Raw genomic sequence first — 25083 nt, 5'->3', positions numbered from 1 at the left:
AATCTTCAGTATTCCCTTCTCTAAAGCGTAGCGTCTCCTAAGCAAAGCGCCTCTTTGTGAACAGTGTTTTGGTTATTCAATACACTGGCCTATGATAGGTATGATAGGCAACATTTCACTGTGACTCTCCACCGCTGTGGGCACCACGACATTCTACTGCGTAGCGCATCGACTTCAAATTGGAGAAAGCCCGACTAGCGATAGTCTGTTTTTTACGTCTGCAGGAAAGTAATCTTCAGTATTCCCTTCTCTAAAGCGAAGCGTCTCCCAAACGAAGCGCCTCATTGTGAAGAGTTTTTTGGTTATCTAATACATTACCAGATGATGACGCAGAATTAGCTCTTTGGCTCTTTAGCGCAGGGTACAGCGCCACTGCTATAAAGCTGTTATCCTACTCTAAATGAAAGAAAGTCTGACTCGAAAGAGTAGACTTTTATATGACTGTAAACCTTTAACAGTTTTGCTTGTGGTGTTGGAGTGTTCTATCTTATGTATTCGGTTATTTATTAAAGAAACTTAGTTGCTGGGGTAAAAATTAGAATCAAAAACGCCAACTCAAGGTTGGCGTTTTAATTATGAGCCTAAAGGTTATTTTTAAGCTTTAGGGCCTGCATTTTTAATATCGTCAGATACGTCGTATTTAGCAAAGTTTTCTGTAAAGTCAGCAGCCAATTTAGCTGCATATTCATTATATTTAGCCTTATCTTCCCACGTGTTAATAGGGTTAAGAAGGTTGCTATCAACACCAGGTACTGCAACTGGTACGTTTAAGTTCAATGCATCAATATGTTGTGTTTCAACACCGGCTAATTTACCTGACACTATAGCGTCAATTACAGCACGTGTAGTTGGTATATCAAAACGCTTGCCGATACCGTAAGGACCGCCAGTCCAGCCAGTATTCACTAGGTAAACTTTAGCGCCAAACTCACGTACACGTTTCATTAGAAGCTCAGCATAAACCCCTGCAGGACGTGGGAAGAATGGTGCGCCAAAACAGGTTGAGAATGTAGATTCTATATCGCTTGTTGAACCAATTTCGGTTGAACCTACTTTAGCAGTATACCCGCTTAGGAAGTGGTACGCAGCGGCTTCTTCACTCAGTACAGATACAGGAGGTAATACGCCACTCACATCACATGTTAAGAATACAACAGCTTTAGGCTCACCTGCGCGGTTTTCTACTTTACGCTTTTCAACATGTTCTAATGGATACGCAGCTCTGCTATTTTGGGTCAGACTTGTATCGTTAAAATCTGGCACACCTTTATCATCAAGCACAACATTTTCTAAGATAGTACCAAAGCGGATTGCATCCCAAATAACAGGCTCATTCTTTTGTGAAAGGTCGATACATTTTGCGTAACAGCCGCCTTCGATGTTAAATACACTACCAGGTGCCCAGCCATGTTCGTCATCGCCGATTAGGAAGCGAGTTGGGTCAGCTGATAACGTTGTTTTACCAGTGCCAGATAAACCGAAGAATAATGCTGTGTCGCCAGCTTCACCAACGTTAGCCGAACAGTGCATTGGTAATACACCCTTAGCTGGTAATAAGAAGTTTTGAACTGAGAACATCGATTTCTTCATTTCACCGGCGTAGCGCATTCCCGCCAGTAATACTTTACGTTGTGCAAAGTTAATAATTACGGTGCCATCGCTGTTAGTGCCATCACGTTCTGGTTCACATACAAACGATGGTACGTTCATCACTTGCCATTGTGGTAAGTTTGAAGCGTTATAGTTTTTAGGTTCAATAAACATGTTTTTGGCAAAAATGTGATGCCATGCAGTTTCTGTTGTGACAACTACAGGTAAATAATGCTCTGGGTCAGCGCCAACTTCTAGGTGAGAGGTGAAGTGGTCATTACTTTGCACATGTGCTTCTACGCGTGCCCATAAAGCATCAAATTTGTCAGCATCGAAAGGACGGTTTACATTGCCCCATTGAATTTCATTTTGTGTTGTAGCTTCTTGTACAATAAAACGATCTCGAGGTGAACGGCCTGTTCGTTTTCCTGTAATGGCTACGAAAGCACCATTTGCGGCTAAAGTTCCTTCGCCACGGCGGATCGCATGCTCGACAAGTACAGCTGCGGTTAAATCGACAAAACGTGTAGCGCTTGTAATCATGTTTATACCTAACTATGTATGAGAGTTTGAACGGGATAGCTCTGGGTAAATAGTGCCCTTCAGCTGTAATGATAGTAACAGAAGGTTTTCAGATATTCGAGCCTGTAAAGCCCTTAAAAACATATATATTTGCAAAAAAACATGAATAATTTCAATGATACCGGTGTCATTAAATGTCACTTTTTATGACACCGGTATCATCTTTTTATAATATAAAACCGCATATTTTGCGGCTTTATATAGGAAGATGAGCTGAGATGGAGTTTTTAGTTGAAAATACTCTTAATGTCTTGCTCATTAAACGTATATTCTTTTAAGCAGTAATGACAGTTGATATTAACACTGCCGTTTTCTGCTACATCATCGAGTAGTTCTTGTTGTCCTACATTAACTAATGCGGTGATTGTTTTGTCGCGACTACAGCCACATTTGAAACGTATGCTTTGTGGTTCAAAAACACGTGGATTATCTTCATGGTACAAACGAGTTAAGATTGTATTTGCATCAAGATTTAATAACTCTTCATCTTTAATCGTATTGCTGAGTGCTTCTAGGTGGGTGAAGTCTTCAATTGACTTCTGTTTATCAACAGGTAGTACCTGTAAAAATAAACCACATGCCTTTGCACTGCCTTCGGTTGTATTGGTTGCAAACCATAAACGAGTTTTTAACTGCTCTGATTGCTCAAAGTAACTTTCAATACACTCACTTAGAGTGTCATGCTCTAGAGGGACTATACCTTGGTAGCGCTCACCTTTATCTGGCGTAATAGTAATAACCATATAGCCATTACCGATTAGTTCTTTGACAGTACTGCCTGTCACTTCATTTTGTAGACGAGCAATACCACGCATATTTTGCTTATCATCACCATTTATTACTGCATATTTAACGGGTCCGTCACCTTGCAGTTGCACGGCTATTTCACCTTCAAATTTTAATGTAGCTGTAAGTAAGCAAGTAGCGACCAATAGCTCACCTAGTAATGCTTTTACAGGTGCTGGGTAATTATGGTTTGCAATCATTTCATTGTAGGCACTCTCAATTTGAACGAGTTCGCCACGAACATCTAGTTCGTTGAATAAATAACGGTGAAGTAAATCTTGTTGCATGAGCGGCTATACCTAACTTGATTTCATTTTTAAAAGTTCGCGTCTTTGCTTTTTATCGGGTTTTTTATCCGGATGAGGAGCAAAAAAGCTATTATTTTTACGTGCGATGCTGTTTTCTTCGCGTTTGGCGATACTAGCATCAGATTCTTGGTACAAGGTCTGAGCAATGGGGGCGCTTTGTCGTTTTTCAAGCACCTTAGTTATGGTTACGATTTTTTCATCTACGCCTTGAGCGAGTTTCACTACCGCACCAACCTCGACTATTTTACTCGCCTTTGTTCGCTGTCCATTATAATGCACTTTACCGCCTTGTACCATTTCCCTTGCTATCGCACGTGTTTTATAAAAGCGTGCTGCCCATAACCACTTATCTAATCGAACTTTTAGGTTATCTATGAGGTCAGAGTCTTTATTACTATTGCTTTTTTTGCTCATAACGTATTTGTACCTGCAGTAATTTGTTATCTAAAACTTACCACGAAATCTATCTAGGATGAAGGTATTACAGTGGGCGTTTGTTTTTTGTTCAAGTAAATAGAAGTTATTCATTCTGTTTACAAAGTTTAATATTAGTGTGCTTGTTGAATGAAAAATGAAAGGGTACTATGGGGACGCGCTTACGCAGTAAATTAAAAAAAGAACACTATTTATGGAACAGCAAATCCAACAGCTAAAACACATTTTAACTCGATTACCGCATGCTAAATTAAGTGCGTTAGTCACGCTATTAGTTGTTGTTTACCTTGCATTTTTATTATCAAAATTGGTTTGGCTTTTATGGCCTCAACCTCAGGTATCTTTACTTAGTCCTACTCAGTTTGCCACACAGTCATCGGGAACAAGTAATAATTCGGCACAACGCATTGTTGAGCAGTTTTTGTTTGGTAAAAAAACGGTAACAAACAGCGCTAATACTGCAAAACAATCACAAATTATTAATGATGCCCCTGAAACACGTTTAAGTATTAACTTAACAGGCATAGTAGCTGTAAGTAATGATGATAAAGCAGGCGTGGCAATTATTGAGTCACAGGGCAAGCAGGTTAGCTACCTTGTCGATGAAGTCATATCTGGGACGCGCGCAAAAGTAGCGCAAATACTTCCTGACCGTGTCATTTTAAGTGTAAATGCTCGGTTTGAAACGCTAATGCTTGATGGACTCGATTTCACCAAAACAGTCTCTATGCCGGTGCTCGCTGCAAATGATGAGCAAGAAATGGGGCCGCAACGATTAGATGATAGTGAAGAACAAATAAATGCGACTGCAGACCCAGAAGTAAAAGAAGCCATTATAGAAACACGTGAAGAATTATTAGAAGAACCCGGTAAGCTTTTTGATTACATACGTGTATCTCAAGCAATGAATGAAGGTGAGCTAATTGGTTACCGCTTAAGTCCGGGAAAAGAACCCGCACTATTTAAGCAAATGGGATTAAAAAATAACGATTTAGCTGTTTCTATTAACGGCTATCAACTAACAGATTTAAAACAGGCCATGTCAGCCATAAACGAGCTGCGCAATAGCACCGATGCTACTATCACTATTGAGCGTGATGGTGAGCAAATAGATGTGCAATTTAGCCTGCAATAACTTAGCTTTGGAGTTTTAACATAATGGTTCAGGTGCTACACCTCACAAAAATTAAAAAAGGGTTAGCTAAGTACGCAGCACTTTTTTTGGCGGCAAGTATATCTTTGTCTGTTTCTGCAGTTGAATATGCAGCAAACTTTAAGGGAACTGATATCAACGAGTTTATTAATATTGTTGGTAAAAACCTTAATAAAACGGTGATTATAGATCCTAACGTACGTGGCAAAGTGAATGTACGTAGCTATGAGTTAATGGATGAGGATCTTTACTATCAATTCTTTTTAAATGTATTAGAAGTTTACGGCTATTCAGCTGTTGAAATGGATAATGGCATCATTAAGGTAGAAAAAAGTTCTGATGCTAAAAAATCGAATGTGCCACTAATTACCGAAAACAGTTCTGCATCGGGCGATATGATGATTACCCGCGTGGTGCGCGTAAAAAATGTAAGCGTGCAAGAACTAGGACCATTAGTTCGTCAATTTAGCGATCAAAAAGATGGTGGCCATGTTGCTAACTTTAATGCTGCAAACGTAATGATGTTGACTGGCCATGCTGCATCAGTAAACCGCTTAGTGGAAATCATTCGCTCAGTTGACCAAGCCGGTGATAAGCGTGTTGATATTGTAAAGCTTAAATACGCAACGGCTGATGATGTTGTTTCTGTAGTAGAAAATATTTATAAAGATAGTGGCAAAGGAAGCGTACCAGAATTTTTGATTCCTAAAGTCGTAGCCGACGGCCGTACCAATAGCGTAATTGTGAGTGGTGAAGGGCAAGCCCGCACACGTGCAATTGAATTGATTAAGCGCCTTGATGGTGAGCTTGAAAGCCAAGGCAACACTAAGGTGTTTTATTTAAACTATGCCAAATCGGAAGACTTAGTTAAGGTTCTTCAGGGTGTAAGTAAAACGTTAACCGAGGAAGCTCAAGGTAGCGCAACTAAAACGCGTTCGCGTAGTAACAACGAAACCAGCATTGAGGCACACCCAGAGTCTAATTCACTAATCATCACAGCACAGCCCGATACTATGCGTTCATTAGAGTCAGTTATTGAACGATTAGATATTCGTCGTGCACAAGTATTAGTTGAAGCAATTATTATTGAAGTAATGGAAGGTGATGGCGTTAATTTAGGCTTGCAGTGGATTTCAGAGCAAGGTGGCATGCTGCAGTTTAATAACGGTACAACAGTACCTGTTGGGTCGTTAGCTGTTGCAGCAGAACAAGCTGCAGATCAAACAGTAACTAAAACAATTATTGGTACAGAGTCTGGCACGGTTACACCTTACACAGAAACGACAGAAGGTGACTACGGGCCGCTTGCATCATTACTTAGTGGTATTAATGGCTTAGCACTGGGCGTTATAAAAAACGACTGGGGCGCAATTATTCAGGCTGTAGCAACCGACACTAACTCAAATATTTTGGCAACGCCTTCAATTACCACCATGGATAACGAAGAAGCCTCTATTTTAGTGGGTCAAGAAGTACCTATTATTACCGGATCTCAAACAGGCACTAACAATAGCAACCCATTTCAAACGGTTGAGCGTCAAGAAGTGGGTATTAAACTTATTGTAACGCCACAAATTAACGATGGCTCAGCGGTACAGCTCACCATTGAGCAAGAGGTATCGAGTGTAAGTGGTGCAACTGCGGTTGATATTTCAGTGAACAAACGCGCTATTAAGACAACGGTTATTGCCGATGATGGCGGTATGGTTGTTTTAGGTGGCTTAATAGACGAAGACGTTCAAGAAAGTGTATCTAAAGTTCCATTATTAGGTGATATTCCTGTTTTAGGGCACCTATTTAGGTCAACAAACACGACTCGCCGTAAGCGTAACTTAATTGTATTTATCCGCCCAACGATCATCCGTGATGGGGTGAGCATGAATAAGTTAAGTTTTAACAAGTATAATTTTATTCGTGGTGAGCAAACTAAGCAGCAAGAAGATGGTATTGATTTAATGCCAATGACCGATACCCCTGTATTACCAGAGTGGAATGATGAGCTAGTGCTTCCGCCAACTTATGAAGAGCATTTACGTAAACAAAATGCACAAGAGCGTAAAGATGACTAATGCGATACAAGAGATAAACCAAGACGTGGTTCATCCTAATACGCATAGTGCAGATGAGCCCTTAGCTGATGACGTACTCGTTGAGTTACCAGCAAAACGTTTACCATTTTCGTACGCGCGACGTGCGGGTGTTTTGCTCAGTGAATATCAAGGTCAAACTACCGTGTATTTTCGTGGTGAGCTTGATTTAGATGTATTACTTGAAGTGCGCCGAATCGCAGGTCATGGCTTTAAATTAGAGCAGCTTGATGATGACAAGTTTGAATTGTTACTAGAGTCATCTTACCAACGTGATAGCTCTGAAACGCAGCAAATGATGGAAGATATTGGCAACGAAGTTGATCTGTTTTCTTTAGCTGATGAGCTCCCGCAAACTGAAGATTTATTAGCTGGTGATGACGATGCGCCCATTATAAAACTCATTAATGCCATGCTTAGCGAGGCCATTAAAGAGGGGGCGTCAGATATTCATATTGAAACGTTCGAGCAAGAGCTTGTGATTCGTTTCAGGGTTGACGGGGTTTTAAAAGAAGTACTAAAACCAAATCGTAAACTTGCCTCATTGCTTGTATCGCGTATTAAGGTAATGGCAAAACTCGATATAGCTGAAAAACGTATTCCGCAAGATGGTCGTATTAGCTTGCGTATTGCAGGACGTGCAGTAGATGTGCGTGTATCAACCATGCCGTCGAGCTTTGGTGAGCGAGTAGTATTACGTTTACTTGATAAGAACAATGCGCGCCTAAACCTAGAAGATTTAGGTATGACTCCAAAAAACCGTGAGTTGTTTGCTGACTTAATTAGTAAGCCGCACGGGATTATTTTGGTAACAGGACCAACGGGTTCTGGTAAAAGTACCACCTTGTATGCAGGTATGAGCCAAATAAATTCTCGCGATCGAAATATTCTGACTGTAGAAGATCCTATTGAGTACGAGATCCCAGGTATTGGTCAAACGCAAGTAAATACAAAAGTAGATATGACGTTTGCAAGAGGGTTACGTGCTATTTTGCGTCAAGATCCCGATGTGGTAATGGTGGGTGAAATACGTGATCTTGAAACTGCCCAAATAGGGGTTCAAGCATCACTTACTGGTCACTTAGTTATGTCTACACTGCATACAAATACGGCATCTGGTGCTATTACTCGAATGGAAGACATGGGCGTTGAACCGTTTTTGCTTTCTTCATCGCTATTAGGTGTTTTATCTCAGCGCTTAGTACGTACGTTGTGCAACAGCTGTAAAGAAGGTCATGTGGCAGACGAACGTGAATGTCAGCTTTTAGGTGTACCATTTGAGAGCAAGCCAACGATTTACCGTGCAATAGGCTGTGAAGAATGTAACTTTAATGGTTACAAAGGTCGTACTGGTATACACGAGTTACTTGTTGTAGATGAAACAATACGAGAAATGATCCATAACGGTAAAGGCGAGCAAAGTGTAGAAAAATACATTCGCACTCATAGCCCAAGTATTCGCCAAGATGGTTGCAGCCGTGTGCTTGCAGGAAAAACCACGCTTGAAGAAGTGCTGCGTGTTACCCGTGAGGAAGGCTAATAATGGCTGCGTTTGAATATCGGGCATTAGATGGCCGCGGCAAAGAAAAAAAAGGTATTTTAGAGGCCGATACCGCCAAGCAAGTTCGTCAGCTTCTGCGCGATAAAAGCCTAACCCCTTTAGAGGTTGTGCCTGCGGCTCAGAGTGATAAACAGGTAAAGGGTGAGAAAGCACCTTTATTTGGTAGCCTTTTTAAACCAAGTATTTCTACATCTGAGCTCGCGCTCATCACACGCCAGTTAGCAACGTTAATTCAGTCAGCATTACCAGTTGAAGGTGCGGTAATGGCGGTGGCTGAGCAGTGTGAAAAACCACGTTTAAAACGTATGTTAATGTCGGTTCGTTCAAAAGTTGTTGAAGGCTATACCCTTGCTGATGGTATGAGTGAGTTTCCCCATGTGTTTGACGACTTATATCGTTCAATGGTGGCTGCGGGTGAAAAGTCTGGGCATCTTGACCAAGTACTTAATCGCTTAGCCGATTACACCGAGCAGCGTCAGCATATGCGTAGTCAAATAACACAGGCTATGGTTTACCCAACTATTTTAGTTATTTTTGCCATTGGTATAGTCTCGGTACTATTAGGTACTGTGGTTCCTAAAATACTAAAAACCTTTGAAAAAACTAAACAAGTATTGCCTTGGACTACCGAGTGGGTAATGGCTGGGAGCCATTTTGTACAAAATTACTGGTTTATTAGCCTACTAGCCATCACCGGCATTGCGATTGGCATTAAGTACGCATTAAAAAAACCACAAGTGCGCTTTTGGTGGGACGACCGTGTGCTGCACATGCCGGGTATTGGTAAGGTGGCTCGTGGTATTAATACCGCTCGCTTTGCTCGTACGTTAAGTATTTTATCTTCAAGTTCTGTTCCACTACTTGAAGGAATGCGGATTTCTGGCGATGTACTTGTAAACGAAAAAATCAAGAAGTCGGTAGCTGACGCAGCTGACAGAGTAAGCGAAGGTGCAAGCCTTAGAGCGGCCTTACAGCAAACTAAATTATTCCCGCCGATGATGCTACATATGATCGCCAGTGGTGAAAAATCAGGTGAGCTAGAGCAAATGCTAGAGCGTGCAGCGAATAACCAGGACCGTGAATTTGAAAGCATGGTTAACGTATCGCTTAAGTTATTAGAGCCTGCAATGATTGCATCTATGGCTGTTATCGTTTTATTTATTGTTATGGCCATTTTGCAGCCTATTATGGCAATGAACAAAGCAGTTGGGCTCTAAATTTAAATAGTTTTTATATATTAATGGTTTTACCTAAACCATTTTTGCTTAGTGTTTTTAGAATAATGAGGTAATTACGTGAACAAACAATCAGGTTTTTCTTTACTAGAAGTAATGGTGGTACTGGTTATCATCGGGATGATTATGTCTATTGTTGCGCCAAATATTATGGGCCAACAAGAAGAGGCCGCTATTGATAAAGCGCATTTAGATATTCAGCAGCTTGAAGATGCGATGAGCTTATACAAGCTTAAAAATAAAAGTTATCCAAGCACAGAGCAAGGTCTTGAGGCGTTAGTGACTAAAACGTCTATTGAACCTGTTCCTAAACGTTTTCCTGATGGCGGCTTTATCAGCGAATTACCAGAAGATCCATGGGGTAATACATACTTATTAATAAGCCCAGGTGAAATTGGTAAATTTGATATTTTCTCTATGGGACCAGACGGTGAAGTCGGTACCGACGACGACATTGGTAACTGGGATGAAGAAAAGCAGTAATGAGTCAGTCTACTGAGCTTAAACTAAATGTACTTTTTGAAGACTTATTATGAACGTAGGTCTTCAATTAATGCACAAGAAAAAGGGTTTTAGCTTAATCGAGATTTTAGTTGTATTGGTGGTTATCGCTTTTGCAACAAAAATGGTGGTATACAGCTTAGACGGCGGCGCCGAAGATGAGTTAGATGCTCAAGCGCTTAGGTTGCATACCACCATTAATATGGCGTCAGAATTTGCAATTTTAAATCAGGTAGAGCTTGGCTTGCTCGTTGAGAAAAATACCCTAGAATACTTGGTATTTGATGGGGAAAAATGGGTAACCTTTGATAGGGAAGAGTTATTTAAACCCATAGAGTTGGAGCCACGACTAAAGCTTACCCTCAACTTAGAGGACCTTGCATGGGCTCAAGATAATCTACTTGAACAGTCTGATTGGCGAGAGCTTATGAGTGGTGGTGAAGACGATAGCTTACTCGAACTTAAAAAGCTTAAAATACCTCAAGTACTTATTTTATCGTCGGGGGAAGTAAGCGCATTTCAGTTAATTATTGAGCTAAAAGATCAAAGTGACCCTGTTTACTTTATTGAGGGTGAATTTACAGCACCAGTAAATTTAAGAAGAGAGCCAGAGTAATGACATTAAGTAAAGGCTTTACCTTGTTAGAAGTACTTGTTGCTTTGAGTATTTGTGCAATGGCAGGTATTGCAGCAATGCAAGCCACAGGCGAGCATATTCATCACTTAACAACAATTGAAGAACAAACATATGCCTCCTGGGTTGCTGAAAATGTCATTATTGAACAACGGGTAAAAGGCGAGCAATGGCAAGGTAAAAATAACTTACGTGGTAGTGAGGTTATGGGTGGTGTTGAATGGTTTTGGCAGCAAGAGGTTGTGCCCACTGCAGATAAAAGCTTTGTTAAATTAACCATAAATGTATTTATCGATGAAAAGTACGAACAGTCAGTCTATGAGCTTTCAACGTATTTAAATAAAGGTAAAAAGTAAGTGAAGCAGCGCGGATTTACATTGCTTGAAGTAATGGTTGCTTTGGGGATTTTAGCTTTTGTTGTTATTTCTACGCACCAAATACTAGACAGCACAACTAAAGCAAAAGACGCATCGGACGAAAAAATAGCGGAACTTAATGGCTTACAAACAACGTTTAGACTTATGGACCAAGACTTTAGCCAAATGACTAAACGTGCAGTTAGAAACGAGTCTGGTGACGTACAAGAATATTATTTATTAGCAGGGCGTTATGTGCTTGAAAGTCAATATGACGGCATTGCATTTGTAAGAGACGGTTGGATAAACCCAATAAATTTATTGCCTAGGTCAGAGCTGCAGGCTGTTGGATATAGGGTCATAGATGATAATCTTGAGCGTGTGTATCGCGTGTACGTTGATCAGCTTGATAATATGGAGCCACGTGTACAGCAGGTATTAGAAAACGTCGAAGAGCTTAAGTTTGAGTTTTTAGACAGTGACAATAAGTGGCAAGAACAATGGGAAGTAAAAGCATTGCCTAAAGCGGTTGCGGTTACTTTACAGCAGATAGAGGCCGAACCTATTCGTCGTGTATTTTTAGTTCCCGGGCAAGGAAGTAGAAGTAATGGGTAGGCAGTCTTCGTGCGGAGCAGCGCTGGTTATTGTGTTATTTATTGTTGCATTAGCTGCTATTTTAGCCGTAGAAATGAGTGCTAATTTAATGGTGCAAGTGCAAAAAAGTACTAATTTACAAGGTCACCAACAAGCAAAATGGTATGCTTACGGTGCTGAAGAGTTGGCTATTAAAGGACTCATTCAAAGCAAGAAAGATGACCCAGATAAAACAACGCTTGATCAAGTTTGGGCAACACAAGGTAACGCAGCATACCCAGTTGATAACGGCACATTAAGTGGTTCAATTACTGACTTGCAATCATGTTTAAATTTAAACGCCATAGCGATTGAACCCGATACAAATAGTGCTGACAAAACAAACCCTGCACACAAAGCACTGTTTGCCTTACTTGAAAATATAGAAGATTTACCTGCGGATGAATCTGAAGAAGCAATGGCTGATAGCGTATTCGACTGGCTGGATGAAAATAGTATAACCTATCGCTCAGGTGCTGAAGAGGGAGAGTACTTATCTCGTAAATTTCCGTATATGACTGCTAATAGTTTATTTGCATCTCCATCGGAACTTCGCTTGGTAAAAGGCTTTAACCCGCTAGTAATGGAAAAAGTACTGCCTTATGTGTGTGTTATTCCGGGGAGCACTCAGCTTTTAATTAACATTAATACAATAGCACCAGAACAGGCTTTACTACTAAGCGCGCTGATGGATAATTTAAGTTTGTCGGCTGCAGAGGCTGTTATTGCTGCAAGGCCACAAACAGGTTTTGATTCTTTAGAAGAATTTTTTGAACAGGTACAGCAACAAGGCGGTACAAACACTGAATCAGTGAAAGACTTATTTAGTATTAAAAGCGAATATTTTAAATTACAAACGCAGGCAAACTTTGTAGATCTGCGTTTTTCGATGACCACCTTACTGCACGCCAAAGACGGCGAAGTAACGATACTGGCGCGAAAATTTGGAGGCGTACAGTGACAGAAATATTGTTGATCCGTACGGGTCAAACCCAACAAGAACGATTAAATTGGCTTGTATATTCACCACAAGAACAAGAAATAATAGCCAGTGGTGAGCTATCAAGCGCAGGCAATTTGAATGAATTAAGTGAAAAAGCAGCCAACAGGGAGGTGGTTGTTTTATTGCCAAGCGATCAAGTGCAATTAAAAACGGTAACACTACCCACAAAGTGGAATCGCAAATTAGAGCAAGCACTCCCTTACATGCTTGAAGAAGATATAGCCTGCGATGTAGACGATTTGTATATAGCTATAGGCGAAGCAACCATGGTTGGTGAGCAGCATGCTATTCAGGTTGCTATGACTGACCGCGAATGGTTTGAGCAATGGCTCGCGTTGTTTGTGGAACATGAGCTGCCTGTTTATAAAATATTACCTGATGCACTGTTGTTACCCTCTGTAGGTGAGGGAGAGGCTAGTGCTATAGAGCTCAATCAGCAGTGGCTGTTTAAGCAAGGGGCATGGCATATTAGTGCGGTTGAATTAAGCTGGTTGTCAGGTTACTTGACTGCGTTAGGTAACCCTGAGGTTAAACACTTTAGCCCAGCGGAAGACTTCCCAGAGGGGACGAATTTACAAGCGCAAACAAGTCAGTACGATCTCCCGTTAGCTTTATTTGCTAAGCAATTAAATAACGTTAAATTCAACCTTCGCCAAGGTGTTTACCAGCTTAAAAAGAAGAGCGCGCTCTGGTGGGGTTACTGGAAAGGCGCGGCAATTTTTACAGCCGTCGCATTGGGCTCTACTTTAGTTATAAAGGCAATTGAGTTGCAACAGCTTAATTCTCAGGTCGATATAGTAAAAAACCAAGTAGTTGAGCGATACCAGACAGCATTCCCCGGATCTAAAGTGCACCCTAATTTGATAAAAAATCAGATTAAAGGCGCATTAGATAGAATAGAAGGCTCTGATGAATCCGGTTTTTTAGAGCTGACGACTAATTTGGTTGATGTATTTTCGCAGGTAAATGAGTTCACACCAGAAACGTTACGTTACGACAAGCGAAGAAACGAGTTACGTATTCGCGCCCGTGCTAAAGACTTTCAAACCTTTGGTAAAGTAAAAACCATACTTGAAAAGCAAGGCTTAACGGTAGAGCAAGGGTCTTTAAATAACGATGGTGATTTTGTGGTAGGTGAGATTAAATTGCGAGGTGCTGCATGAAAGCACAAGCGATAAAATACTGGCGTTCTTTAAAAGAACAAGAGCAGCAACTTATTATGGTTGCTGGTGGTATATTTGTTATTTTTGTTCTTGTGATGGGGATATTCAGGCCTTTAAATAACGCCATAACAAAAGCAGAACAATCGAAAATTAAGCAACAGGCTTTGCTCGTGTGGGTTGACGAAAGCATAGTAAAGCTAAAAGCAGCGGGTAATACGCGTGTTGCGAGTAGTCAAAATCTAAGCCAAGTGGTTAACTCTACCCGCAGTCGCTATCAAATCAATATTAGTAAAATGCAGCCTAGCGATGGTTCGTTGCGTTTAACGCTCGACTCAGTAGAGTTTAATAAACTAGTAGAATGGCTCGATGAATTAGTGAATCAGCATGGTTTAAAAATCGAAAACTTAGATTTAAGTCGCGACGATAAATCGGGTTATGTAAGAGTAAGCCGTTTGGTATTAGAGAATTAATAAATGAAAAGAATAATTATATTATCGGCTGTCTTTTTAATTAGTTTTATTGTGTTTTGTATTATTAAATTACCCGCTGCTATCGCGCTTGATTTAGCAAAACCTCATTTTCCTAAGCAGTTAGAAGTAGGGCAGGCGGTAGGCACTGTATGGCAAGGCCAATTAATGCAAGTTCGTTTTGATGGCGAGCAGTTAAACAATGTGCGCTGGGATATCGCCGGTTGGGCATTATTTACTGGCAATTTAAATACTAATATAAAGTTTGGAAATGCTCGCGAACGCACCGATATATCGGGATATGCAACCGTCAGCTATGGATTGTTTAATCATACTTTAAAAGTAACAGATGGTTTAGTTCGCTCAACGGTAGAGCGAGCTATGCAACGAGTTCAGTTACCATTACCTGTTACAGCAAAGGGGCGTGTAATACTTGAGCTAGATGAATACACCTCTGGTGCTCCTTACTGTGAATCATTAAAGGGTGAAATAGCGAGCCCAAATATCGACGTGCAAGGCTTAAATGGTTGGTTTAATATAGGGCCTCTGGCTGGCAAGTTAAGCTGTAAGTCGGGCGATGTGGCAATATTAATCGACCCTGATAACACCCTCGGGCTTGAAGCCGATGCCACTCTTAAAGCTAACTTTGACTTTAGTGTAGCAGGGTATGTAAAACCAGATGCTAGCTTACCAAAAGATGTTCACGATGCGGTTAAGTTTTTAGGCCGACCAGATAGCCAAGGTCGTTACCCGCTCAATTTTTAATGTTTTGATATAAAGAGTTTTAATGCAACTACCGCAATTCACTGAGCTGCATGCTAAGCAGCTCAGCACATTTCTAAATACCCAACCTCAAGCCATGACCTTTGAACAAAGCCAAGGTTATTTATTTGGTGTTATATGTTCACCCGACCCTCTTGATGTGCACGAGTGGGTTGATGTGATACTCAATAATTCAGCAAACGAATTAGATGAAGAAACGCTATTTTTATTTATGGCGTTTTACCATCAAATAAGTGAACAGGTTTTTGAAGTAGGTTATAAACTGCCACCACAGTATGACAGTGCATTTTGCTCGCAGTGGAGCCAAGGCTTTTTAACAGCAAGTAATGCTTACATGCAAAAGCTATTAGCAGCAACGAAGTTAGATGCACAGTACAAAGAGGCCTTAGAAACCGCACAAGCAACCCTCAGCTTTTTTGCATTAGATACACAGCTTATCTCTCAAATAGCATCACAAAATTCAATGAATACATTGCAGTTGTGTGAGCAACAATATGACCTTATGGGGGATTTTGCACTTGGTTTTGCAGAGCTAGTAGAAATAGTGGCGCTCAATAGTGGTTTGTATAACGATGATGGCTGGGACGAGTAGTTAGCGTTAAACTTTTTAATAATGGCGCTTTAATTAATATCAAGCGCCAAGATCTAAAATAATATCTGTGCAGCCTTGCTTGCACTTCACTACGCCTTTTCCCACTTCGCTGGTGGCTAAATCGAGTGTGAGTACCGTATTACATTTTTCGCATTTTAGCGTTTTACCTTGTGCTAACTGTTTAAGCATATTACGTTGCTTGTGAAACGAATCACTGGTTTTTTTGTTTAAATTAGAAAAGTCCATTATTTAGCCCGTTTTTGCTCGAGTGATTCAGACACTATTTTACACACTTTATTTAAGCGTTCAGCGTAGAAGTAAAGGTTTAAGTCGCGTTCACGACAGTAGCGCAAATTAAATAGCTGAACTGCGTCATCAGTGGTGAATGTTTTTTCTACGTATTCTTTTTCTGAGCTTGAGAGTGTCAGCTCATGACTAATTCTGTTTTTTGCTAAATTAGCAGCAGGGCTTCTATTTACTTTACTTGCATCACTTAAAAAGCCAATACCTTCGCCTAATAGCTTTTCGCGTGGTTCTTTTACAAGTGGATGATCAATGGTAAAAAACGCAAGGATCACAATTATCAAAATAATAAACTTCTTCATGGATACGTAAACCTTGATCTAAATAGGGTTGAATTATCAAGCAGTGTAATAAACTGCCTTTTAAAAGCAAGTAACTGAGATGAATAAATTAGTCGCAATCTATACCAGTAATTTTAGCCAATATTGGTATAATAACTAACAAAAGTTAGATATTTCTGAAATATCTGAAAGTATTTAATTTATGATTCATTAAACAAGTCTTACTTAGCAAGTTACTTGCTACACTATGAGTATAGAGCATTTGATTAGTGCTCAGCTTTTATTTTCCAAGCGGTGTTGAGGAACTTCGATGGACAAACAGATTAAAGTAAAAAACATTCCTGTTGAGGTAAAAATTCAAAAGCCGGATTTAAGCCGTCAAGATGATAGATTTAACCCCCGTAACCGCATTTATGTGAGAGCCGTAAAAGGTCTTCACCAATTATTAAGACAGCGCATTGGTTTTTTAGGCATGCTCGCATTTATGGTTTTGCCATGGATAAACTTTAACGGTCAGCAAGCCGTGCTATTTGATTTAATAGCACAAAAATACAATATTTTTGGTCTAACTTTATGGCCTCAAGACTTCACCATACTGGCGTTTATATTCATGCTGGCGGCTTTTGCGCTGTTTTTGGTAACTACATTTTATGGACGAGTCTGGTGCGGATATACCTGTCCTCAAACGGTATGGACCTTCATTTTCATCTGGTTTGAAGAAAAACTTGAAGGCACAGCAAATCAACGTAAAAAGCTCGATCAACGGCCTATGGACTTTGACAAGTTCTGGCGAAAAACAGCTAAGCATTCCAGCTGGGTGTTGTTTTCTTTGTATACTTCTATTTCGTTTGTTGGTTACTTCACACCGATAAGAGAGCTACTCCCTGATTTTATAACCTTTAATGTTGGCGGTTATGCACTAGTGAGCATTTTAGTATTTGCTGTGTGTACATATGGCAACGCAGGCTGGATGCGTGAAATTATGTGTTTGCATATCTGTCCCTACTCACGTTTTCAGTCGGCAATGTTTGACAAAGATACCTACACAGTAACCTATGATGAAAGCCGAGGTGAAAGCCGGGGCCCTCGCTCACGTAAGGTTGCCCACGCTGATTTAGAAATAGGTGACTGTATTGACTGTAACCTATGTGTACAAGTCTGCCCAACAGGCATTGATATAAGAAACGGTTTGCAGGCTGAGTGTATAAATTGTGGTGCGTGTATTGATGCGTGTGACGGCGTAATGGATAAAATGGAGTACCCGCGAGGGTTAATTTCGTATACCACAGAACGTAATCTTGAGACGCCAGAAAATAAAACCAATCCTCTACGAGCCAAAATTATTGGGTATACGGTCATACTAGTGTTGCTAACAGGCGCGCTTGTTGCAAATATTGCACTGCGTAAACCAATGGACTTTGATATTATTCGTGATCGAAATCAGCTATATCGTGTCGACTTTAATGGCTTGGTTGAAAACACATATACCTTAAAGGTCATCAATAAGGCGCAATATGAGCAAACCTTTAACATTAAAGTGGCAGGGCTAGAAAACTTTAAATACATAGGTAAACAAGTATTTACTGTTCAAGCAGGTCAATCGCATAATGTGCCATTATCACTCGTTATGGACCCTTATGACTTAAAAGCGCCTATAACAGAGTTTAATTTTGTATTGTCGCCAGTTAATGAACCGGATGAAACAATTTCGCAATCGAGCAACTTTTTTAGAGCGCGATAGCCGTACTTTCTAATTCGGTAAATATAGCAATAACAAAAGCGGGTTTAACCCGCTTTTCATTTATATAAGAAGAGCATGAGCAAATTTAGCTTTATAGATTTAACCCCAGATTTAATACTTGATGCGATAGAAACCATAGGTATTTATCCCGAGTCTGGGTTACTAGCGCTTAACAGTTATGAAAATAGAGTTTATCAATTTAAAGCCGAAGACGGTCTGCGTTACGTAGTAAAGTTTTATCGTCCCGAGCGTTGGAGTAAAGCACAAATTCAAGAGGAGCACGATTTTGCTTTTGAGCTTGCTGACGCAGAAGTACCCGTTGTAGCCCCTGTTTTACATAATGGACAAAGCTTGTTTGAACACCAGGGTTATATGTTTGTGGTATTCCCAAGTGTGGGTGGGCGATTATTTGAAGTAGATAATTTAGATCAGCTTGATGTTATGGGACGTTTAATTGGTCGAATGCACCAAGTAGCTAAAACCAAACCCTTTACTTACAGACCAACAATAAGCTGTGAAGAATATTTGCATACAGCTAAAGTTCATCTTCAAAAAAGTAACTTGGTGCCAATGGGATTAAGCACTGCTTTTTATACTATTTTAGATTTGGTAATTGAGCAGACACAAAAGCAGTATCAAGATACAAATAGTATTCGCTTACATGGCGATTGCCACGCAGGCAATATATTATGGGCTGGCGATGCGCTAATGTTCGTGGATTTAGACGATAGTCGTCAAGGGCCTGCTATTCAAGATCTATGGATGATGCTCAGTGGCGACAGACCAACGCAACTGTTACAGTTAGACACTTTGGTGGGAGCGTATGAAGAATTTTGTGATTTTGACCACGCGCAACTCAAATTAATTGAACCGCTGCGAGCAATGCGTATTATTCACTACATGGGATGGGTGGCAAAAAGGTGGAGCGATCCAGCTTTTGTGCGGAACTTTTCATGGTTTGCTGATGACAAATACTGGGAGCAACAAATTTTAGCGCTTAAAGAACAACTTGCTGCACTGCAAGAACCGCCGTTAAAGTTATTGCCGTAAATTATTATTTAATGACGAGTACAACGAGACACTAATGCTTAAAAAACTAAAACTGAGCCTACTTCTTTTATGTTTACCATTTGCAGCCTTTGCTGCACAGTTTGAGGCAAATAACCAATACACGATTATTAAAACTGAAAAAAGCACAACACCACAGGTAACAGAGTTCTTTTCATTTTATTGTCCGCACTGTTTTAAATTTGAACCAGTGGCTAAAGCAATTGAAAAAAAACTGCCTGAAGGCACTGATTTTGTTAAAAGTCACGTCAACTTTTTACGTGGTGTATCTCCACAGGCACAAAGTAATTTAAGCTTTGCTTACTTAATCGCAAAACAACAAGGGCAAGCACAAAATATAGCTGACCAAATTTTTAGAAGTATCCATATTCAAGGTGCGCCTTTAACAGAAGTTAAAGACCTTAAAAAGCTATTGGAAGTAAATGGAATAGACAGCGACACATTTGACCAAGCGATTGCAAGCATGCCAATTATTGCCGAAGAGCAAGCAATGCAAGATAAGCAAAACAAATATTCAAAGTTAGGTGCGTTAACTGGTGTACCTACTTTTATTGTTAACGATAAATACAAAATCAATATTAACACCATAAAAAACCAACAAGAACTTGATGAGTTAATTGCGTTTTTATTAGCATTATAAATTTTGGAGCATAAGAATGATTAAACTACTTAAAGCAGGGTTACTTGCATTAGTATTACCGATGGCAGCAACAAGCTTTGCGGCGGACTACCAAGAAGGCGTCCATTACGATGTTATTGCTGAACGTGCCACTAAAAAGCCAGAAGTAAAAGAGTTTTTCTCTTTTTACTGCCCGGCGTGTAATAACTACGAGTCACTGATCAGCGAATTTAAGCCTAAACTAGATAAAAATGTTAAGTTTAAAAAGAGTCACGTTGACTTTGTGGGTGTTCGTAATCCAGAAAACCAACAAATGATGAGCCAAGCACTTGCAACTGCTGAAGTACTTCCTCAGAAAGAGAAACTTATCGCAGCTATTTTTAATCATATTCACACTAAGCGCGCTAAATTTAACGAATTAGCTGACGTGAAAGATGTGTTTGTTGCGCAAGGTGTTGATGGCGATAAGTTTGATAAGTTATTTAAAAGCTTTTCGGTTCGTACATTAAGTTCTAAGATGAAACGTGATCAAGAATACTTTAAAGAAAAAGGTGCTCTTCGTGGTGTACCCACATTTATCGTAAACGGTAAGTATAAATTAAACTTAGGCCGTGAATCGGGTGTTACAGCTCCTGAAGATATCAGTAAATTAATTAATTACTTAGCTAACAAGTAAGTTTAGCTAAAATCAAAAAAGCTCCTTAGGGAGCTTTTTTGCTTTATAAGGATGTAGCAATGAAAAAAATATTAGTATCGAGTTGCTTGCTAGGGCAGCCTGTTCGTTATGATGGGAAAGGACAAACATTACAGCATCCACAATTACGGGTATGGCAAAGTAATAAGAAAATAATATCCTTTTGTCCTGAAGTGGCTGGTGGGCTATCTACTCCTAGAGCTCCTGCTGAAATAATACAGGGGAAAGTAATTACTAATTCAGGCGAAGATGTAACAGAGCAATTTCAAACTGGGGCTAATATAGCGCTAGAACTTTGTAAAAAATATAAAGTTCATTTTGCTTTACTTAAAGAATCGAGCCCTTCTTGCGGACGAAATACAATATATGATGGAAAGCATCGCGGAATAAAAATCGAAGGTCTAGGTTTAACTGCAGCATTATTAATAAAGAATGGAGTTCAAGTATTTAGTGAAGAGCAAATACCAGCACTTATAAAAGCACTGGCACTTTAATTTGGGTTGGTTATTTACGCTGTAAGAAAACACCCGACTCTATGTGATGTGTATAAGGGAACTGATCAAATATCGCAAAGCGCTTAACGTTATGCGAACGCGTTAAATGATCTAAATCGCGTTCCAGTGTGTCAGGATTACACGATATATAAATTATGTTTTCGTAATTAGCCACTAAATCACAGGTTAACTCATCCATACCAGCGCGTGGCGGGTCGACTAATATGGTTTGGCAGTCATAGCTTTTAAGGTCAATACCGTCTAAACGAGAAAAAGTACGTTCGCCATTCATTGCTTGAGTAAACTCTTCGCTCGACATACGAATAATATCTAGGTTGTCTACATTGTTTTTGGCAATATTATATTGAGCAGAGTGAACAGACGATTTAGATATTTCAGTTGCGAGTACTTTATTAAAAGATCCCGCTAGCGCAATAGAAAAGTTACCATTACCGCAGTAAAGCTCTAGTAAATCATTTTTAAGTGGTTTACATAAATCTTGTGCCCACTCAAGCATACTTATATTTACTTTTGCATTAGGTTGCGTAAAGCTATTTTCTACTTGTTGGTAAATTAGTTCTTGGCCATTTACAGTTAATTGCTCTGTTACAAAGTCATCACCTAGCACTTCTTTCTGCTTACGTGCTCGGCCAATAAAATCTATTTTATATTTTTCACTCAGTTTTGCCTTTAGTGACTTAATTTCACGTAGCCATTCATCATCAAGCGGCTTGTGATAAAGCAAGCTCACTAAAATTTCACCACTGAGTGTAGACAGGTAATCTATTTGAAATAGCTTCCGGCGTAAAACCTCGCATGGTTTAAGGTTTTCAATCATCACCTGCATGATTTCACTAACAAGCGGTGCCGCAGGGTCAAACGTATCAACGCGTATTTTTTCTTTAGTTTGCTGATCAAACATTATATGAAACAGATCGTCTCCATCATGCCATACTCTAAATTCGGCACGTTGGCGGTAGTTAATTGGCTCCGAGCTAAATACTTCTAGCTGCTCCACACCAAAACGTTGAAACTGTGAAGTTATACGCTGTTCTTTTTCACTTAACTGCGCTTGGTACTGTGTGGTATCTATTTTAATAACTGCCATTCGCGTTACTACCTTATCTAAGATCTGTTTATCGGCGCTATTGTAGGGAGCGGTTCGCATTTGTCTAGTTTTGGCTAGAATAAATGATGTTTTTTTGCACGGTTTACTTTAGTTTTTTATGCCCTGGCCGATAACAAACTACGCATGCTCAGGAGACGATTCATGAAAATAGGCAATTATGGCTTTATACCAAGCCAGAACATAAACAAATTCAACAACAAAGCTGACGTACAACAACCTACCATCGCGTCTCCGCAAGACAGCTATCAGCAACGAGGTAAAGAATTAGCTGCTAAAGTTTTAGGTGATAAAATGGCAGAGCAGCTTGGTTTGCCAGTTCAAGAAAAAAAAGCAGATAAGCCCCTTTTTGATTTTGAAGCAATAGTTAAAAATGTACTCGACTTTGTCACCGGCGCCGTTAATAAAGCAAAAGCTGATGGTGCCGATGACGATAAATTAAAAGGTATGCTAAGTGATGCCCGTAAGGGGGTGCAAATAGGTATTGATGACGCTGTTGATGAGTTAAAAGAATCCGGCGTTCTGAACGATGAAACCCAAGAGGGAATCAACAAATCAAAAGAAGGTATTTTTGATGGCCTTGATAAGTTTGAAGATAACTTGTTCAACCCAATGCCCGCTAGTGTGGGGGTAACTCAAGCACAATACGCAAGTTTAAGTAATAATGCTCAGTACAGTTTCACAACCGCAGAAGGTGATGAAGTAACAATAAGTTTTGCCGATGCGTTTAAATCTCAGTCTGCTAGTAGCTATCAGCGTGGTGAGGGAGGGGAGGCATTCGTAAGTGAATCATCACAATCGAGAGAGCTTTCATTTTCAATGTCAGTTAACGGCGACCTTAATGATAAAGAGCAAGAAGCAATTAATGAGTTAATGGAAAACCTACAAAACGTAAGTAAGACCTTTTTTAGCGGCGATTTAGAGCAGGCATTTGAAGAGGCGCAAGAGCTTAGTTTAGGCAATGAACAACTTGTCGCATTTTCAATGGATTTACGCCAAACCAAAACAGTTGCTGCAATAAAGGGTTACGAAGAAAATAAACCGGCTCCAGAAAAAGTAATTGCAGATAAAGTAGCGCCTTTTAATGATGACCTCCGAGAGGCATTTTCTAAAGCAACCGAGCTAGGTATTCAAAATCAATTATCAGGTATTATGCAGTGGCTTAATGAAGATCAAAGTGAGATCGATAAACTGGTTGATTACACAAAAGCTATGTTTGAAAACCTTAATAAGATAAATAGCGCGACAAAGCAAACAGCAGAGGAAGTTTAACCTCAACATTAAACTACTTTCTTTTGCAAAAATCACATGGCAAACTGCCGTTCTAATCTAATAATAGGAACGGTCGTTTGTCAGCGCATATAATGGTTTTTGATTCAGGGATTGGTGGCACAACAGTACTTGATCATATAAAGCAACGTATCCCGAATGCTCAATATAGCTATTTTATGGATAATGCTTTCTTACCTTATGGAGCTCAAACACAACAAACAATTATTAATCGTTTGTGTTCGCTCATTCATTTCATTAAGTCAAACAAGCTAAACGTCGATTTAATTGTAATAGCATGCAACACGGCATCCACATCGGCATTAAGTGCTGTACGCAAAATTACAGATATACCCATAGTTGGTGTTGTACCAGCAATCAAGCCCGCCGCAGAATTAACACGTTCAAATCACATTGCTTTACTGGCAACACCTGCCACAATAGCGAGCTCATATACAAAAAAGTTAATAGCACAGCACGCTAGTAATGTAACTGTTAACTTATATAGCAGTGTTGAGTTGGTAAACCTTGCTGAATTACTTTTCTTTAATGGCTATTTAGATACAAATAAATTACATGCTGTACTTGAAGGCTTGAGTATTGAAAAGCAAACAGATGTGCTTGTATTGGGGTGTACTCACTTTCCAATACTTACAAAGCAGTTTAGTGAGTACTTTAAAAATAGCATTCAGCTGGTGGATTCTGGTGCAGCAATAGCAAATAGGGTTATTTATCTATTAACTGAGTCAGGTTTTTTAGCACAAAATATACCTGGCATAAAAAAGCCGTTGCAATACTATGCAACGGCTAATGTGATCAGCGATAAACTTGCGGTTAAGCTAGTTAAACTGATTGATCCGCCTGAGTTCGAAGCGTATTAGAATCATCTTCTTGTTTTTGTTTTGCTTCACGAACTTTTAAAGTACGTTGTTGGAACTCACTATCGTTCAAGTTAGCAATAGCATTGTCTGCATCAGCTTGCGCCATTTCAACAAAACCAAAGCCACGACGTTTGCCTGTATTTTTATCCTTTAATAGGCGAACGTTGAATACTTTGCCTTGCTCTTCAAACAAAGCACGAACAACACCTTCGTTTGCACGGTAAGGAAGGTTACCAACGTAAAGTGTTTTAGTTTTTACTTCGGCCTCTTCTAAAACGTCAGAAGACATAGCAGCAATAACTAGCCCACCTATTAATAAGCCAACAGCAAATACAATTGCAGGGTCAAGTTCTAAGCTTCCAAGGGCGAACTTAACAATAACAAAACCAACTACAGCAATAACAACAGAAAAGATAAAAGATTTTTGATCGGGTAATTTCATTTTAGATCTACCAATAAACAGGAAATAAACATTAATTTAACATTGTGAACTTGCTATCTTAACGTCTTAAACGAACTTAGCAATGATATTTATATGAAATTATAAAAAGCAGTGTAAAAAAACATCAATTTAAGCGTGTTTTAACATGATTTTTTGTGGTTTTGTTCTAATTTTGTTCGAACAGTAAAAAGATCTAAAAAAAGGGTTGATCTGTTTTCGGATCTCCCTATAATGCGACCCCACTGAGACGGGAAACGCGGAAGCATAGCAAAGTGTTAGCGGCTCAGAGAGTTAAG

27 protein-coding genes are annotated in these 25083 nt (G+C 39.7%); 20 read left to right on the top strand and 7 right to left on the bottom strand.

Going from position 1 to position 25083, the window contains the following annotated elements:
• Positions 1-594 precede the first annotated feature (594 nt).
• The 3 genes from AC27JL_RS18720 to hslR form a co-directional block, all read right to left on the bottom strand.
• Positions 595-2133 carry a phosphoenolpyruvate carboxykinase gene (locus AC27JL_RS18720; protein WP_487196291.1) on the bottom strand — a complete coding sequence of 513 codons (1539 nt, stop codon included), beginning with the start codon at positions 2131-2133 and terminating at the stop codon, positions 595-597.
• A gap of 266 nt (positions 2134-2399) precedes the next feature.
• The gene (gene hslO / locus AC27JL_RS18715) at positions 2400-3245 is read right to left on the bottom strand and encodes an Hsp33 family molecular chaperone HslO (protein ID WP_243532413.1); all 846 of its coding nucleotides are present in this window, start codon (positions 3243-3245) and stop codon (positions 2400-2402) included.
• 12 nt (positions 3246-3257) lie between these two features.
• A complete protein-coding gene (hslR, locus tag AC27JL_RS18710) occupies positions 3258-3680 on the bottom strand; it encodes a ribosome-associated heat shock protein Hsp15 (RefSeq protein ID WP_039038559.1) in 423 nt (140 codons plus the stop codon).
• A 214-nt stretch (positions 3681-3894) separates the two neighbouring features.
• On the opposite strand from hslR, the gene gspC reads away from it, so the two are divergent.
• The 13 genes from gspC (at position 3895) to AC27JL_RS18645 (ending at position 15869) form a co-directional block, all read left to right on the top strand.
• Complete coding sequence (gene gspC / locus AC27JL_RS18705) at positions 3895-4836, top strand: type II secretion system protein GspC (protein WP_487196290.1); 942 nt, start codon at positions 3895-3897, stop codon at positions 4834-4836.
• Between the two features lie 23 nt (positions 4837-4859).
• Positions 4860-6923: a type II secretion system secretin GspD gene (gene gspD, locus AC27JL_RS18700; protein ID WP_010558130.1), complete on the top strand. Its 2064-nt coding sequence runs from the start codon at positions 4860-4862 to the stop codon at positions 6921-6923.
• Entirely contained in the window at positions 6916-8481 is a 1566-nt protein-coding gene (gspE, locus tag AC27JL_RS18695) for a type II secretion system ATPase GspE (protein ID WP_006794632.1), read from the top strand. Before gspD ends, gspE begins: the two co-directional genes overlap by 8 nt.
• Positions 8482-8483: 2 nt before the next feature.
• A complete protein-coding gene (gene gspF, locus AC27JL_RS18690) occupies positions 8484-9719 on the top strand; it encodes a type II secretion system inner membrane protein GspF (RefSeq protein ID WP_006794633.1) in 1236 nt (411 codons plus the stop codon).
• A gap of 78 nt (positions 9720-9797) precedes the next feature.
• Positions 9798-10220, top strand: coding sequence for a type II secretion system major pseudopilin GspG (gene gspG / locus AC27JL_RS18685; RefSeq protein ID WP_006794634.1), 423 nt, complete (start codon positions 9798-9800; stop codon positions 10218-10220).
• Between the two features lie 70 nt (positions 10221-10290).
• On the top strand, positions 10291-10854 hold the full coding sequence (locus AC27JL_RS18680; RefSeq protein WP_487196289.1) for a prepilin-type N-terminal cleavage/methylation domain-containing protein: 564 nt from the start codon (positions 10291-10293) through the stop codon (positions 10852-10854).
• Positions 10854-11228: a type II secretion system minor pseudopilin GspI gene (gene gspI, locus AC27JL_RS18675; RefSeq protein ID WP_006794636.1), complete on the top strand. Its 375-nt coding sequence runs from the start codon at positions 10854-10856 to the stop codon at positions 11226-11228. The genes AC27JL_RS18680 and gspI overlap by 1 nt, the downstream gene beginning before the upstream one ends.
• Positions 11229-11843, top strand: a complete 615-nt coding sequence (gene gspJ / locus AC27JL_RS18670; RefSeq protein WP_006794637.1) for a type II secretion system minor pseudopilin GspJ — start codon at positions 11229-11231, stop codon at positions 11841-11843.
• Entirely contained in the window at positions 11836-12822 is a 987-nt protein-coding gene (gspK, locus tag AC27JL_RS18665) for a type II secretion system minor pseudopilin GspK (RefSeq protein WP_487196288.1), read from the top strand. Before gspJ ends, gspK begins: the two co-directional genes overlap by 8 nt.
• Positions 12819-14027 (top strand): type II secretion system protein GspL, encoded by a 1209-nt coding sequence (gspL, locus tag AC27JL_RS18660; protein ID WP_008129637.1) that lies wholly within the window; start codon positions 12819-12821, stop codon positions 14025-14027. Before gspK ends, gspL begins: the two co-directional genes overlap by 4 nt.
• The gene (gene gspM, locus AC27JL_RS18655) at positions 14024-14497 is read left to right on the top strand and encodes a type II secretion system protein M (RefSeq protein WP_039038554.1); all 474 of its coding nucleotides are present in this window, start codon (positions 14024-14026) and stop codon (positions 14495-14497) included. The genes gspL and gspM overlap by 4 nt, the downstream gene beginning before the upstream one ends.
• Before the next feature lie 3 nt (positions 14498-14500).
• Positions 14501-15259, top strand: coding sequence for a type II secretion system protein N (locus tag AC27JL_RS18650; RefSeq protein ID WP_010558133.1), 759 nt, complete (start codon positions 14501-14503; stop codon positions 15257-15259).
• Positions 15260-15281: 22 nt separating this feature from the next.
• Positions 15282-15869 carry a UPF0149 family protein gene (locus AC27JL_RS18645; protein WP_487196287.1) on the top strand — a complete coding sequence of 196 codons (588 nt, stop codon included), beginning with the start codon at positions 15282-15284 and terminating at the stop codon, positions 15867-15869.
• Between the two features lie 39 nt (positions 15870-15908).
• On the opposite strand, the gene AC27JL_RS18640 is transcribed toward AC27JL_RS18645, so the two are convergent.
• Positions 15909-16115, bottom strand: a complete 207-nt coding sequence (locus AC27JL_RS18640; RefSeq protein WP_006794643.1) for a hypothetical protein — start codon at positions 16113-16115, stop codon at positions 15909-15911.
• On the bottom strand, positions 16115-16474 hold the full coding sequence (locus AC27JL_RS18635; RefSeq protein ID WP_008129647.1) for a hypothetical protein: 360 nt from the start codon (positions 16472-16474) through the stop codon (positions 16115-16117). Before AC27JL_RS18635 ends, AC27JL_RS18640 begins: the two co-directional genes overlap by 1 nt.
• Positions 16475-16763: 289 nt before the next feature.
• Here AC27JL_RS18635 and ccoG point away from each other — a divergent pair, with 289 nt between their 5' ends.
• The 5 genes from ccoG to AC27JL_RS18610 all read left to right on the top strand — a co-directional run bounded on the left by ccoG (position 16764) and on the right by AC27JL_RS18610 (position 21069).
• Positions 16764-18194: a cytochrome c oxidase accessory protein CcoG gene (gene ccoG / locus AC27JL_RS18630; protein ID WP_277053917.1), complete on the top strand. Its 1431-nt coding sequence runs from the start codon at positions 16764-16766 to the stop codon at positions 18192-18194.
• Between the two features lie 75 nt (positions 18195-18269).
• Positions 18270-19244 carry a serine/threonine protein kinase gene (locus AC27JL_RS18625; protein ID WP_006794646.1) on the top strand — a complete coding sequence of 325 codons (975 nt, stop codon included), beginning with the start codon at positions 18270-18272 and terminating at the stop codon, positions 19242-19244.
• 34 nt (positions 19245-19278) lie between these two features.
• Positions 19279-19902 (top strand): thiol:disulfide interchange protein DsbA/DsbL, encoded by a 624-nt coding sequence (locus tag AC27JL_RS18620; protein WP_058430365.1) that lies wholly within the window; start codon positions 19279-19281, stop codon positions 19900-19902.
• A gap of 16 nt (positions 19903-19918) precedes the next feature.
• A complete protein-coding gene (locus AC27JL_RS18615) occupies positions 19919-20557 on the top strand; it encodes a thiol:disulfide interchange protein DsbA/DsbL (RefSeq protein ID WP_006794648.1) in 639 nt (212 codons plus the stop codon).
• A gap of 59 nt (positions 20558-20616) precedes the next feature.
• A complete protein-coding gene (locus AC27JL_RS18610) occupies positions 20617-21069 on the top strand; it encodes a 2-thiouracil desulfurase family protein (RefSeq protein ID WP_243532430.1) in 453 nt (150 codons plus the stop codon).
• A 10-nt stretch (positions 21070-21079) separates the two neighbouring features.
• Here the strand turns inward: AC27JL_RS18610 and trmA are convergent, their stop codons facing one another.
• Positions 21080-22177, bottom strand: coding sequence for a tRNA (uridine(54)-C5)-methyltransferase TrmA (gene trmA / locus AC27JL_RS18605; RefSeq protein WP_243532432.1), 1098 nt, complete (start codon positions 22175-22177; stop codon positions 21080-21082).
• Positions 22178-22339: 162 nt separating this feature from the next.
• Here trmA and AC27JL_RS18600 point away from each other — a divergent pair, with 162 nt between their 5' ends.
• Together AC27JL_RS18600 and murI are read left to right on the top strand one after the other, a co-directional pair.
• Positions 22340-23467, top strand: a complete 1128-nt coding sequence (locus AC27JL_RS18600; protein ID WP_039038549.1) for a DUF5610 domain-containing protein — start codon at positions 22340-22342, stop codon at positions 23465-23467.
• Positions 23468-23544: 77 nt separating this feature from the next.
• On the top strand, positions 23545-24345 hold the full coding sequence (gene murI, locus AC27JL_RS18595) for a glutamate racemase (RefSeq protein ID WP_487196286.1): 801 nt from the start codon (positions 23545-23547) through the stop codon (positions 24343-24345).
• On the opposite strand, the gene AC27JL_RS18590 is transcribed toward murI, so the two are convergent.
• Positions 24308-24787, bottom strand: coding sequence for an RNA recognition motif domain-containing protein (locus AC27JL_RS18590; RefSeq protein WP_008130837.1), 480 nt, complete (start codon positions 24785-24787; stop codon positions 24308-24310). The genes murI and AC27JL_RS18590 overlap by 38 nt on opposite strands.
• Positions 24788-25083: the final 296 nt, after the last annotated feature.

Source organism: Pseudoalteromonas sp. 4NS20-0020 (genome assembly GCF_057554385.1).
The sequence above is the reverse complement of the archived record's forward strand: the minus strand, read 5'-3'. Positions and strand labels throughout refer to the sequence as shown.